Annotated in this window: 10 protein-coding genes; 4 read left to right on the plus strand and 6 right to left on the minus strand. The window is 72.4% G+C overall.

All coding sequences use genetic code 11. From position 1 onward, the window contains the following. Positions 1-41 precede the first annotated feature (41 nt). Positions 42-1,661 carry a penicillin-binding transpeptidase domain-containing protein gene (locus ACFY1P_RS25070; RefSeq protein WP_361528905.1) on the minus strand — a complete coding sequence of 540 codons (1,620 nt, stop codon included), beginning with the start codon at positions 1,659-1,661 and terminating at the stop codon, positions 42-44. A gap of 175 nt (positions 1,662-1,836) precedes the next feature. Then, positions 1,837-3,597: a dolichyl-phosphate-mannose--protein mannosyltransferase gene (locus ACFY1P_RS25075; protein ID WP_390751930.1), complete on the minus strand. Its 1,761-nt coding sequence runs from the start codon at positions 3,595-3,597 to the stop codon at positions 1,837-1,839. 127 nt (positions 3,598-3,724) lie between these two features. On the opposite strand from ACFY1P_RS25075, the gene ACFY1P_RS25080 reads away from it, so the two are divergent. Beyond that, a complete protein-coding gene (locus ACFY1P_RS25080; RefSeq protein ID WP_390751931.1) occupies positions 3,725-4,288 on the plus strand; it encodes a hypothetical protein in 564 nt (187 codons plus the stop codon). Positions 4,289-4,291: 3 nt separating this feature from the next. On the opposite strand, the gene ACFY1P_RS25085 is transcribed toward ACFY1P_RS25080, so the two are convergent. Further along, on the minus strand, positions 4,292-4,612 hold the full coding sequence (locus tag ACFY1P_RS25085) for a hypothetical protein (RefSeq protein WP_390751932.1): 321 nt from the start codon (positions 4,610-4,612) through the stop codon (positions 4,292-4,294). A 261-nt stretch (positions 4,613-4,873) separates the two neighbouring features. On the opposite strand from ACFY1P_RS25085, the gene ACFY1P_RS25090 reads away from it, so the two are divergent. After that, entirely contained in the window at positions 4,874-5,353 is a 480-nt protein-coding gene (locus ACFY1P_RS25090) for an SRPBCC family protein (protein WP_390751933.1), read from the plus strand. 250 nt (positions 5,354-5,603) lie between these two features. Here the strand turns inward: ACFY1P_RS25090 and ACFY1P_RS25095 are convergent, their stop codons facing one another. Together ACFY1P_RS25095 and ACFY1P_RS25100 are read right to left on the minus strand one after the other, a co-directional pair. Next, the gene (locus ACFY1P_RS25095; protein ID WP_361534278.1) at positions 5,604-6,389 is read right to left on the minus strand and encodes an SDR family oxidoreductase; all 786 of its coding nucleotides are present in this window, start codon (positions 6,387-6,389) and stop codon (positions 5,604-5,606) included. Positions 6,390-6,422: 33 nt separating this feature from the next. After that, a complete protein-coding gene (locus ACFY1P_RS25100; RefSeq protein ID WP_361534281.1) occupies positions 6,423-7,595 on the minus strand; it encodes a serine hydrolase domain-containing protein in 1,173 nt (390 codons plus the stop codon). A 548-nt stretch (positions 7,596-8,143) separates the two neighbouring features. Here ACFY1P_RS25100 and ACFY1P_RS25105 point away from each other — a divergent pair. Together ACFY1P_RS25105 and ACFY1P_RS25110 are read left to right on the plus strand one after the other, a co-directional pair. Next, positions 8,144-9,235: a HoxN/HupN/NixA family nickel/cobalt transporter gene (locus ACFY1P_RS25105; RefSeq protein ID WP_390751971.1), complete on the plus strand. Its 1,092-nt coding sequence runs from the start codon at positions 8,144-8,146 to the stop codon at positions 9,233-9,235. Between the two features lie 108 nt (positions 9,236-9,343). Then, on the plus strand, positions 9,344-11,383 hold the full coding sequence (locus ACFY1P_RS25110; protein WP_390751934.1) for a DHA2 family efflux MFS transporter permease subunit: 2,040 nt from the start codon (positions 9,344-9,346) through the stop codon (positions 11,381-11,383). Position 11,384: 1 nt separating this feature from the next. Here ACFY1P_RS25110 and ACFY1P_RS25115 read toward each other — a convergent pair whose 3' ends face one another. Continuing rightward, positions 11,385-12,581, minus strand: coding sequence for a MarP family serine protease (locus ACFY1P_RS25115; protein ID WP_361534287.1), 1,197 nt, complete (start codon positions 12,579-12,581; stop codon positions 11,385-11,387). Positions 12,582-12,674 lie beyond the last annotated feature (93 nt).

Below are 12,674 nucleotides of genomic sequence, written 5' to 3' on the forward strand. Positions count from 1 at the left end.
GAGCAAAAGCCCGCCGCAGGCGAAAAGCCGAAAACAAAAGATCAACCAGCCCGAAGCACCGCAGCCACAATCGGCCCAGCCGAATCCCCGCCATGGCCACCGCCCGGAACGACCGCCGCCGCGGCCACATCCCCCCGATACCCCGCGAACCAGCCATTCGGCTTCGGCTGCCCGTCGATCTCCGCGGAGCCCGTCTTCGCCCCGATGTCGTCGCCGAGCCCCGACATGGCCCGGCTGCCCGTGCCGGAGACGGCGGTGAGCCGCATCATCGAGCGCAGCTGCTGGGCCACGGTGGCCGGCAGGGCGCGGGACGCCTGTGCCAGTGGGCGGTTGTCGAGGGACGGCGCGACGACGTACGGCTGGTGGAAGGAGCCGGCGCGTACGGTCGCGGCGACCGAGGCCATGTTCAGGGGCGACATCTGCACCCGGCCCTGGCCGATCATCGCCGCGGCCTTGCCGGAGTCGGGGTCGGCGGGGACGCTGCCGTCGTAGCTGGGCAGGCCCGTCTTCCACTCCTGGCCGAGGCCGAAGACGTCCCGGGCCTCGGCGGCGAGGGCGCCGTCGGGGACCTCGCCGGCGAAGGAGATGAAGGCGGTGTTGCAGGAGGCGGCGAAGTCCTGGGCGAAGGTGGCGCCGGGGTTCTCGCTCTCCTCGACGTTGTGGAACTTCATGCCGTAGGTGGCGTACTTCGGGCACGGCACCGGCTTGTTCGGGGTGGCCTTGCCCTGTTCCAGCAGCATCGCCGCGGTGATGATCTTCATCGTGGAGCCGGGTGGGGTCTGGCCCATGAGGGCCGCGTTGAACTCGGTCTTCTTGGAGTTGGCGATCGCCAGGATCTCGCCGGTGCTGGGCTTCACGGCGACGACGGACGCGTCGGTCTGCCGGTCGACGGCGGACTCGGCGGCGCGCTGCGCGGACGCGTCGATGGTCGTACGCAGCTGCGCGGGCTTGCCCTTGGAGAGAACGTACAGGGTCTTCGGCGCCTTGCCGGGGCTCGTGGGGTCCACGGCCCGTACCTCGACGGCCGGTTCGCCGCCGGCCTTCTGCCCGTACCGCTTGCGCAGCTCCGGCAGTACGGAGGCGAGCGAGGGGTAGTCCTTGGCGTCCAGCGTCGTGCCGTCGCGGTCGACGGCGGTGATCTGCGGGTCGCCACTCACTTCCGTGGTGAGTGATTCGCCCTGGGAGAGCTGCGGGTTGACGACCGCGGGCTGCCAGTCGACGAGGGCGGCCCCGGTGGACCTGCCGCGGACGACGCCGAGCGAGGACTCGTAGCTCCAGGTGGCGCGCTGCGTGCCGTAGACGACCTCGGCGGTGACCGAGAACGGCACCTTGGTGCCGGTGGCGGCGCCCTGCCTGAAGCTGACCTTCTCGACGTGGGCCGTCTTGCGGTAGCCCGTGAGGGCAGCAGTGGCCGCCGCGGCGTTGTCGGTCAGGGCCGCGGCCTTGCTCGCGTCGCCCGACTCCCAGGCCGCGAGGAAGTCGCGCGCGGTTCTGTCGACCTCGGCCTCCGTGGGCGGCCCGGTCTTGACGGGCGCCGCCGCCTCGGCCTGGCCGCCGGAGGTGTCCGTGACCGCGTTCACGACGTTGTACGCGCCGAGCCCCGCAGCCCCCGCCATCGCCGCGGCCACGACCCCGATCGCGACCTTCGCTCCCTTGTGCATGTCCCATCCCCCTACAGGTCCCCACCCACGGTTTTAATCAGGTGATTAAAACCTCTGGACGGCGACTCTACGGGACAGGGGTGACAACAGGGGCCCAGATGGCCGGAATCCACCGTTCCGGGTCTGACACTTCGTCACATGCGGTGCTTTCGGATCCAGCCATCGGGTCCAGTCGTCAGATCCAGGAGTCGAACCACATCCGGTTGCGCCATGCCTCGATGGGGATGGGGCGGCCGGTGTAGAGGGGGTAGAAGTAGACGAAGTTCCAGGCGATGAGCAGGACGAGCGTGCCCGCGCCGATCGCGCCGAGCACCCGGCGCCGCTCCGTGGATCCCGGCGGCCCCAGGATCGCCCCGATCATCATCGCGAGGGCCAGGCACAGGAACGGTACGAAGACGACCGCGTAGAAGACGAAGATCGTGCGTTCCTGCCACATGAACCACGGCAGATAACCCGCCGCGACCGCGCACAGCACCGCGCCCGCGCGCCAGTCGCGCCGGAATCCCCAGCGGTAGATCAGATACAGCAGCGCGAAACAGGCCGCCCACCACAGCAGGGGCGTGCCCAGCGCGAGCACCTCGCGGGCGCACTTGTCGGCCGCGTCCTTGGGGCAGCCGTCGGTGCCGGGCGCCGGGGACTCGTAGAAGTACGACACGGGGCGGGCCTGGACGAGCCAGCTCCAGGGGTTGGACTGATAGGTGTGCGGCGAGGAGAGGTTGGTGTTGAACCTCCACACCTCGTGCTCGTAGTGCCACAGGCTGCGCAGCGGGTTGAGGACACCGGCCAGGAAGCCGTCCGGGCTGTAGCCGCCGCTGGTCTCCGCCCAGTGCCGGTAGAAGCCGCTGTGCTGCCAGCCCTCCTTCTCGCTGTACGTGCCGCTATTGACGAACCACCCCGTCCACGACGCGAGATAGACGGCCAGGGCCACCGGCACGGTCGCCAGGAACGCCCACGGGGTGTCGCGCCGGAGCGCGGCCAGGGCGGGGTGGCGGGCGCCCGCGACGCGGCGCGAGCCCATGTCCCAGAGCACGATCAGCAGGCCGAAGGCGGCCAGATAGACGGCGCCGTTCCACTTCGTGGCGCAGGCCAGGCCGAGGCACACGCCGGCGGCGATCCGCCACGGCCGCCACCCGAGCCTCAGCCCGCCGCCGACGTCCGCGTCCGGGCGGGCGAGCCCGTCCTCGTCCACGGGCAGCGCGGCGGCGAGGCGGGCCCGCGCCTTGTCGCGGTCCACCAGGACGCAGCCGAAGGCCGCCAGCACGAAGACCATCAGCACCGAGTCGAGCAGCGAGGTGCGGCTCATCACGAAGTGCAGGCCGTCGACGGCGAGCAGGGCGCCCGCGAGGCAGCCGAGGAAGGTGGAACGGAAGAGGCGGCGGCCGATGCGGCACAGCATCAGCACCGACAGCGTGCCGAGCAGCGCGACCATGAAACGCCAGCCGAAAGGGTTCAGCCCGTACAGCCACTCACCGACGCCGATGACCCACTTGCCCATCGGCGGGTGCACGACATAGCCGGGGGCGTCGGCGATCTGGTCGTGACCAGCGATGATCTTGTCGTTGATGTTGTCCGGCCACTTCGCCTCGTAGCCGTACTTCCACAGGGCCCAGGCGTCCTTGGCGTAGTACGTCTCGTCGAATATCACCGCCTTGGGGCTGCCGAGGTTCCAGAAGCGGAGGATTCCGGCGAAGAGGGCGACGAGCAGCGGGCCGGTCCACCCCGACCAGCGCGCGAGCAGCCGCGCACGCCCCGGCCCCGCGCCGAGCCGCGCCCACACCCGCGTACCGGGCTCGGGGAACGCCGGCACGAGCCGCTCCCGCACGTCCGGCTGCGGCCCGCGCGCATAGCCGAACCGCCCGAGTCTGCGCTGCCACGCAGGCTGCCACTCGTCTGCGGTCTGGCCCTGCCGGGCTTGGGTCGCGGTGTCACTGGTCACCGCGCCATCGTAGGGAACGCCCCTGTGGGAGTGCCGGGGACGGCGCGCGGGGGTTTGCGGGGAGGGGGCCCGGCCCGGAAAGCGACTCTTGACCTCAAGCTCACTTGAGGTACCAGAGTGCGCAGGCATGACGATCAAGAACCCCCGCCTGCACGACATCATCCGGCCCGATACCGGGACCTTCCTGCTCAGCCGCTGGGGCACCGGGACCCCCGAGCGGACGCGGCTCGCCGCCGATGCCGTCATCGAGGAGTGGCGGAGCGGGGCGAAGCCCGCCGGGCATCTCGCTCAGCACGCCTATCTCGACGTGGACGGCAGCGGGATCCTGCATTACGCGCAGTGGCGGAGTGACGAGGAGCACCTGGAGTTCGCCCGGGCGCTGCGGCCCGCGGTGATCAGCCGGGTCGACCGGCTCGTGCCGGGCATCGAGCGGCCCGGGCTCAGCCGGACCCGGCTGCACCGCAGCACCGTGCTGGATGCCGAGCGCCCGGCGGGGATCCTCGCGGTCTCCACGCTCGCCCACCCGGACGTCGAACCGCAGCCCGGCGCGCTGGCCGCGCACGTGCACGTCACCGCGGACGGCGGCCGGGCGATCGAACTCGCGGAGTGGGCGGACGCGGCGGCCTACGAGGCGGCGGAGCGGCGGCCGGGCGCGGACGTCAGGCTGTACACGTACTTCCGGGCCGTCTGAGGGTCATGGGCAGGTGTGGCCCTCCGGCGGCTGACCGATCGAGAACAAGCCGCCGCCCGTGTCCGAGGCGCACATGTTGACCGTGGAGTCGCCGTTGGGTGCGTTGGTGCAGCCGGTGCCTCCGGCGGCGTTCGAGGGGACCGTGATTCCGGCCGCACCGACGAGCGAGCTGAAGGCGGGGTCGGTGCCGGTGGCCATCCTGGTGCAGTGCTGCGGGATGGTCGTGGCCGCGTGCGCCGTACCGGCCATGGCGCAGGGCACGGCGGCCAGCGTGAGCACGGCCACGGACACGATGCGGGCGAGGCGGCGGACGGTGTCTCTCATGGTGTGACTCCCTCGTCGAGGCTGCCAAGTGCCGGTTCCCCGGCGGCGTTTCGAGTATGGGCGGACGACACGGGCCCCACGAGGGCGCGTGGGTGCGGCGGGCGCGCGAGCCGTACGGCGTATGCGGCGGGTGATGATCAGCCCGACGATGGAGGGTGCGGGGGCGCGAGAGGGTGACACGGTTGTCCACAAGCACGCAGCTCAGCACTCGTGTTCCACAGCCGGGCGGCGGCCGGGCGTATCCGCCCCTAGGCTGGCGAAATGCGACACAGTGATGCGGTGGCCGGCGGCGAGGGGCGGCCGTCCTTCGCGTACGTGCTCTACATCGAGAGCTCCGCGGCCGACGTCTGGCGCGCGCTCACCGACGCCGAGCGGACGGCCGCGTACTGGGGTCACGCCAACGTCTCCGACTGGCAGCCCGGCTCCTCCTGGGAGCACCGGCGGACGGACGGCACGCACGTCGCCGACGTCGTCGGCACGGTCCTGGAGGCCACGCCGCCGACGCGCCTGGTGACCACCTGGGCGCTGCCCGGCGGGGAGCGGCCGGGTGGGCCGTCCAGGGTGACGTTCGGGATCGAGGAGTACGGCGAGATCGTCCGGCTCACCGTGACCCACGAGGACCTCGCGGACGAGGCGGAGCGGGCGGAGGCGGCGAGGGGGTGGGCTGCGGTGCTCTCCAATCTGAAGACGTATCTGGAGACGGGGCGGGGGCTGGCGAAGGCGCCTTGGCTTATGCCGTGAGCGGGCGCCTGCGGCGGCGCTTTGTTCCCCAGCCCCGCCCCTTCCCGGCTGCGTCTGATGTGCGGCTCCGCCGCGTGGGGGCTTCGCCTGCGGCGCTTTGTTCCCCTACCCCGGCCCCTTCCCGAAACTGGGGCTTCGCCCCAGACCCCCTGACCGCGCTTCGCGCGGTGCCCTCAAACGCCGGACGGGCTGAATCGCACGGACCGTGAGTTCGTAGCCTGCGGCCCGCCACCCGCCGCAGGCGGCCCGCTCACCCGCCACGCATCGCCCGTTTCAGGCCCAGGTCGGTCGCGAGCAGGCCGCCGTCCACCGGCAGGGTGATGCCCGTGATCCAGGACGCGTCGGGTGAGGCGAGGAAGGCCACGGCGGCGGCGATATCCTCGGGGCGGCCGACGCGGCCCAGGGGGTAGAGCGGGGCGGCGCGCTCCAACACGTCCTCGCGGCCGTCCCAGTTGGGGGTGTGGACCGTGCCGGGCGCGACGAGGTTGACGCGTACGCCGCGCGCCGCGCAGTGCCCGGCCAGGGTCCGGGTGAGGCTCGCGAGGCCCGCCTTGGCGGCGCTGTAGGCGTGGTTGCCGAAGTCCCGCTCGCCGTTGACCGAGCCGACCGCGACGACGCAGCCGCGCCCGTCCGCCGCGGCGAGGTGCGGCATGGCCGCGCGTACGCACCGGAAGGCGCCGGTCAGCGTGACGTCGAGGTCGCGGAACCAGTCCTCGTCCAAGGTGTCCTCGACGTACCGCTCGTCGGGGTGGCAGGACAGGGCGTTGTTGACGAGGACGTCGAGCCGGCCGAAGCGGTCGACGGCGGTGGCGACGGCGGCCTCGACCGCCGCCCGGTCGGCGACGTCGCAGGGGAAGGACTCGGCGGCCAGGCCGTCGGCGCGCAGGGCGGCGGCCGCCTTCCCGGCGCGCTCACCGTCCAGGTCGGTGACGAGGACCCGCGCGCCCTCGGTGGCGAACCGCCGCGCGGTGGCCGCGCCGATGCCGCGCCCCGCGCCGGTGATCAGTACGGCGTAGCCGTCGAAGCGTGCTGCCATGCGGCAAGCACTACCCGGGCCGGGGCCCGGCAATCACGCGAGGGCGGCGCCCACCGCGCGGACGAGCGCCTGGGCGCGGGGGTCGGCGGTGACGTTCTTCTGCATGCCGTTGGTGACATAGCCGAAGGAGATGCCCGACTCGGGGTCGGCGAAGCCGAGGGAGCCGCCGCGGCCGGGGTGGCCGAAGGAGCCGGGGGCCAGCAGCGGGGAGGCGGCGCCGTGCAGCATGTAGCCGAGGCCGAAGCGGGTGCCCACCACCAGGACGCGGTCCGGTCCGGCCGACTCCTCCGTACGGGCCAGGGTGAGCGTCGCCGGGGCGAACAGCCGCCGCGTGCCGTCGAGGTCGCCGAGGAGCGCGGCGTAGAAGCGGGCCAGGCCGTCGGCGGTGGCGACGCCCGCGGAGGCGGGGAGTTCGGCGGCGCGGTAGGCGGGGGCGTTCTCGTCGGCCTGGGGCTCGATGGCCGCGAACGCGCGGCGGGTGAGGGAGGCCGGGTCGCGGTAGGCGTCGGAGACGGCCTTCTTGGGACGCATCCGCAGCCCCGTCGTGGCGGGGTCGGCGGGCGGCTCGACGTCGGCGATCCGCCCGGCGCGCGCCTGCTCGGAGGCGGGCAGGCCGATCCACAGGCCGGCGCCGTAGGGCGCGGCTATCTCCTCCGCGACCCAGCTGCCGACCGTGCGGCCGGTGACGCGCAGGACGAGCTCGCCGAGGAGCCAGCTGTACGTCTGTGCGTGGTAGCCGTGCGCGGTGCCGGGCTCCCAGGCGGGCGCCTGCTCGGCGAGGGCGGCCGGGCCGCTGACGCCGTCGACGGCCTGGGCCGGGGTGAGCGGGGTGTCGAGGACGGGCAGGCCGGCGCGGTGCGAGAGCAGGTGGCGGACGAGGACGCGCTCCTTGCCCGCCGCCTTGAACTCGGGCCAGTACGTGCCGACGGGCGCGTCCAGGTCGACGAGGCCGCGCTGGTGCAGGAGGAGCGGGACGGCGGCGGCGACGCCCTTGGTGGCGGAGCGTACGACCTGGGCGGTGCCCTGCTCCCACGGCGCGGTGGAGGAGCCGTCGGCGTCCTTGGTGCCGGCCCAGAGGTCGACGACCTTGTGCCCGTGCCGGTAGACGGCCACGGCGGCGCCGCGCTCGCCGCGCCGGGCGAAGTTCTCCGCGAAGGCGTCCCGGACCGGTTCGAAACCGGCCGTCACCGTGCCTTGGACGTCCACCGCTGTCTCCTGCTCCGCTGTTTGTTGCGTATAAGGGCTCACACCATGGTGCCGTGCCGCGCTCAATGCGCGTAGACCGGGGTGGATCGGGGCGTTCTTCCGGCTCCCCGCCGGGGGTCCTTCCGGGGGCTTCGCCCCCGGGCCCCCTTTGGGGTGCGTCGTCGGGTGCGAGCCGTCTTGGGCTGGTCGCGCAGTTCCCCGCGCCCCTGACGGGGCACGTCTGGACGTTGACCGCCCCCACCGGGCCGGCGGCCGACGATGAAACATGGCCCACATCAGGGGCGCGGGGAACTGCGCGAGAAACCCCCACCGGCCCGCAGGCACCGCACCGCGCCAGAGCGCAGGCGCAGGCGCAGGACAAGAGGCGCACACCGCGCCGCACGCGCAGCCCCGTGCCCCCGCCCACTAATGCGACCCACTTGCAGCTGCGCGCGCCCCGCGCCTACCTTGTGCCGTCAATTGCGCACCATCAGGAAGGGGCCGTCATGGTCTCCACGACCGCCGTCCAAGATCCAGCCCTCTCCCGTTGGCAGCGGATCACCGGCGTGATGACGGCGGCCGAGTGGCGGCGGATGGGCGGCATGGTCGCGTTCATCCTCGCGCTGCACGTCGTCGGGTGGTTCGTCCTGGTGGCCATCGTCGCGCCCGAGCACTACAGCCTGGGCTCCAAGTCCTTCGGGATCGGCATCGGCGTCACCGCGTACACGCTCGGCATGCGGCACGCCTTCGACGCCGATCACATCGCGGCGATCGACAACACCACCCGCAAGCTGATGCACGAGGGCAAGCGCCCGCTCTCGGTCGGCTTCTGGTTCTCGCTGGGGCACTCCAGCGTCGTCTTCGGCCTGACCTTCCTGCTCTCGCTCGGCGTCAAGGCGCTGGCCGGGCCCGTACAGGACGAGAACTCGCGGCTGCACGAGATCACCGGCTGGATCGGCACCACCGTCTCCGGTGCCTTCCTCTACCTCATCGCGATCTTCAACATCGTGATCCTGGCCGGGATCTGGAAGGTCTTCCGCAAGATGCGCGCCGGGCACTTCGACGAGGCCGCGCTGGAGGAGCAGCTCAACAACCGCGGGCTGATGAACCGGCTGCTCGGCCGGGTCATGAAGTCGATCACCAAGCCGTGGCAGATGTATCCGCTGGGCCTGCTCTTCGGCCTCGGCTTCGACACCGCGACCGAGGTCGCCCTGCTCGTCCTCGCCGGTTCCGGTGCCGCGTCGGGTCTGCCCTGGTACGCGATCCTGTGCCTGCCGGTGCTGTTCGCGGCGGGGATGTCGCTGCTGGACACCATCGACGGTTCGTTCATGAACTTCGCCTACGGCTGGGCCTTCTCCAAGCCGGTGCGCAAGGTCTACTACAACCTCACCATCACCGCCCTGTCCGTGGCCGTGGCGCTGATCATCGGCACGGTCGAGCTGCTCGGACTGATCGCCGACAAGCTCGGCCTGCACGGGGCGTTCTGGGACTGGATCGGCGGCCTCGACCTGAACACCGTCGGCTTCGTGATCGTCGGTCTGTTCTTCGCCACGTGGGTGCTCGCCCTGGTCGTCTGGAAGGTGGCCCGCATCGAGGAGAAGTGGAGCGTCGCCGTCCGGCCGGCGCGGGCGGAGGCGGCCGCCGAGGTGACCACCGGCTGAGCCGAGGGGCCCGTCACCCGCGCGCCGTCTGCGGTGGCGGGAGGTCGCGGATGGCCGAATGCTGAGCTTCGGGGGAGCCGCGGGGGAGAGCCGTAAGGAGGCCCGCCGATGCCCACGGCCACCGCGCAGCCCACCGCGGACGTCCCGGCGCCGCCGGAGCTCGGCAGGCGCCGCACCAATCTGGTCTTCGTCACCATCGTGCTCGGCATGCTGCTGGCGGCCCTCGATCAGACCATCGTCTCCACCGCGCTGCCCACGATCGTCGCGGACCTGGGCGGCGGCGGGCACATGGCGTGGGTGGTGACCGCCTATCTGCTGGCGGAGACGGTCTCGACCGTGCTGGTCGGCAAGTTCGGCGACCTCTTCGGGCGGAAGGTCGTCTTCCAGCTGAGCGCGGTGGTCTTCGTCGGCGGCTCGGTCTTCGCGGGCGCGGCGAACTCGATGCTCATGCTGATCGCCGCCCGCGCGCTCCAGGGCATCGGCGGCGGCGGGCTGATGGTGACGGCGATGGCGCTGATCGCCGACGTCATCCCCTTGCGCGAGCGCGGCAAGTACCAGGGGGCGCTCGGCGCCGTCTTCGGGGTGACCACGGTGGTCGGGCCGACGCTCGGCGGGATCTTCACCGACCACGCCACCTGGCGCTGGTGCTTCTACGTCAACGTGCCCGTCGCGATCGTCATGGTCGTGATGGCGGCCCGGACGATCCCGGTCGTCCGCTCGCCGGTCCGGCCGGTGATCGACTACCTCGGCATCGTGCTGGTCGCGCTCGGCGCCTCGGGGCTGGTGCTCGGCCTGGAGTGGGGCGGCAACGAGTACGCGTGGGGCTCGGCGGTGATCGTCGGCCTGTTCGCGGGGTCGGTGGTGCTGCTGGGCCTGTTCGTGCTGGTGGAGCTGCGGGCCAGGGAGCCCATGCTGCCCATGCACCTCTTCCGCAACCCCGTCTTCGTCGTCTGCTCCGTGCTCAGCTTCATCGTGGGCTTCGCGATGCTCGGCGCGATGACGTATCTGCCGACCTACCTCCAGTACGTCGACGGGGTCTCCGCCACCATGTCCGGCGTCCGCGCGCTGCCCATGGTGGCCGGGCTGCTCGGCGCGTCCATGCTCTCGGGCATCGTGGTCAGCCGCACCGGGCGCTACCGCGCCTTCCCCATCGCGGGTACGGCGGTGATGGCGCTCGGCCTCTTCCTGATGTCGACCATGAACGCGTCGTCGGGGCCCTGGCTGGAGTCGCTCTACATGTTCGTCCTGGGCGTCGGCATCGGGCTGGCCATGCAGGTGCTGACGATCGCCGTGCAGAACACGGTGGCGTACCACGAGCTGGGCACGGCGACCTCGGGCGTGACGTTCTTCCGTACGCTCGGCAGCTCCTTCGGCACGGCCATCTTCGGCACGCTCTACAGCAACCAGCTGCGGCCGAACCTGACGGAGGCGCTGCTGCGCTCACCGGGCGTGCCGCCCGCCGCCGTGCAGAGCCCGCAGGGGCTGAAGCAGTTGACGCACGCGCAGGCGGCGCCGGTGATCGACGCGTACGCGGACACCGTGAACTACGTCTTCTTCTGGGTCGTGCCGGTGGCCCTCGCGGGGTTCGTCGTGGCGTGGTTCCTGAAGGAGGTGCCGCTGCGGGACAGCGCCCGGGCCGGGGCCTCCGACATGGGCGAGGGCTTCGCGGCCCCGGACTCGGCCGAGGCGGAGCGGCAGTTGGAGCGGGCCGTGGCGAGCGTGATGCGCAAGGAGCAGGGCCCGCCCGTGAGCCGGCGCGTCCTCGCCGAGTCGGGCAGCCCGCTGGGTCCGGCCGAGGCGTGGACGCTGGGCCAGATCCACTGGCGGCTGCGGGTGCGCGGCGAGGCGACGCTCTCCTCGGTGGCCCTCGCGCACCGGATGCCGCCGGAGGTCCTCGAACCGGCCTTCGCCCGTACGGCGGGCGCGGGCTACGCGTTCGCCGAGGGCGACCGGCTGTTCCTGACGCCCGCGGGCGAGGCCGAGATCGAGCGGCTCGGCGCCGCGTGGCGGTCCTGGCTGTCGGCCCGGCTGGAGGACTGGGACGTCGGCGACACCGAGGACCGCGCCCTCCTCGACCGGGCCCTGGACGCGATGGCGGCCCGGCTGCTGGAGGAGGACGAGCAGGGGCAGGAGCGGATCGCGGTCTGAGTCAGAGGGCCGCCCGCGTTCCCGTGCTCACCGGGGCCGTGGCCGTGCGGGCCTCGTCGGCCGCTGCCGCGACCTGGCCGGCGGTGAGGGCGTAGCCGGTCTCTGGGTCGGAGGTGGAGCGGGCGAAGACGACGCCGTAGACCTTGCCGGAGGGGGTGAGGAGGGGGCCGCCGGAGTTGCCGGGGCGGACGGTGGAGCGCAGGGAGTAGACGGTGCGGGTGGTGACGCCGTCGCCGTAGATGTCCTGGCCCTTGGCGCGGACCTCGTTGGCCACGGTCGCGGCGCGCAGGTCGAGGCCGCCGTTCTCGGGGAAGCCGGCGACGACGGCCGCGTCACCGCGCTTGGCGGTCTTGTCGAAGGGCAGGACGGGGGCGTCGAGGCCCGGCACGTCGAGGACGGCGACGTCGGTGCGGGGGTCGAAGAGGACGACCTTGGCCGGATACGCGCGGCCGACGCCGCCCACGCGCACGGTCGGGCTGTCGACCCCGGCGACGACGTGGGCGTTGGTCATCACGTGGTGGGAGGCGTAGACGAAGCCGCTGCCCTCCTGGCCGCGGCGGCCGTCGCGGACGTTCGCGACGCCCTCGACCTTGACGACGCTCTCGCGGGCGGCGCGGCCGACGGCGGGGGTGACCGCGTCGCCGGAGGGCTTGGTGACGGCGGTGGCGGGTTCGTTCTCGAAGGGGTTGAAGACCTGGGGGAAGCCCGCACCGGCGAGGGCGTCGGTGGTGCGGCTGAACCAGGTGGGGGCCTGCTCGGGCATGGCCTTCTGCACGGCGCCGAGCAGGGCGGAGTCCTTGATCTCGCGGGTGAGGAGGGTGGAGTTCGCCGAGACGAGGACGCTGGCGGCCACCCAGCCGACGAGCAGGACGGCCAGGGAGTTGACGGCGGCGCCGCCTATGCCGTCGACGCCGCGCACGGGTGCCCAGGTCAGGTGGCGGCGCAGGCGCCAGGCGAGCCGCCCGGCGAGCGCGTGCCCGAGGGCGGCGGGCAGGAGGACGACCAGGACGGCGACGACGGCCGCGGTCGAGGTGCCCGCCTCGAAGGGCTCCAGGGCATAGGGCAGCGCCCAGACGCCGAGCACGGCGCCCCCGAGGAAGCCCGCGAAGAGCACGAGGCCGGCGATCAGGCCACGCCGGAAACCCGATACGGCGTAGGCGACGACGATCAGCATGAGAAGCACATCGAGCAGGTTCAACGCGGAGCCCTTTCCATCACACGCGCCCCCGACCGCGCCCACAAGGTATGTGGACTAGAGAAAACGCCCGTACGGGGACCAACGGTTCCCTCG

It is taken from the genome of Streptomyces sp. NPDC001407 (assembly GCF_042895325.1).
GTDB lineage: Bacteria > Actinomycetota > Actinomycetes > Streptomycetales > Streptomycetaceae > Streptomyces.

What these genes read in the sequence shown, in the direction of transcription:
- ACFY1P_RS25080 (WP_390751931.1), top strand. Translation starts at nt 3,725, where the DNA reads ATGACGATCAAGAACCCCCGCCTGCACGACATCATCCGGCCCGATACC.
- ACFY1P_RS25090 (WP_390751933.1), top strand. Translation starts at nt 4,874, where the DNA reads ATGCGACACAGTGATGCGGTGGCCGGCGGCGAGGGGCGGCCGTCCTTC.
- ACFY1P_RS25110 (WP_390751934.1), top strand. Translation starts at nt 9,344, where the DNA reads ATGCCCACGGCCACCGCGCAGCCCACCGCGGACGTCCCGGCGCCGCCG.
- ACFY1P_RS25095 (WP_361534278.1), bottom strand. Translation starts at nt 6,389, where the DNA reads ATGGCAGCACGCTTCGACGGCTACGCCGTACTGATCACCGGCGCGGGG.
- ACFY1P_RS25105 (WP_390751971.1), top strand. Translation starts at nt 8,144, where the DNA reads ATGACGGCGGCCGAGTGGCGGCGGATGGGCGGCATGGTCGCGTTCATC.
- ACFY1P_RS25085 (WP_390751932.1), bottom strand. Translation starts at nt 4,612, where the DNA reads ATGAGAGACACCGTCCGCCGCCTCGCCCGCATCGTGTCCGTGGCCGTG.
- ACFY1P_RS25070 (WP_361528905.1), bottom strand. Translation starts at nt 1,661, where the DNA reads ATGCACAAGGGAGCGAAGGTCGCGATCGGGGTCGTGGCCGCGGCGATG.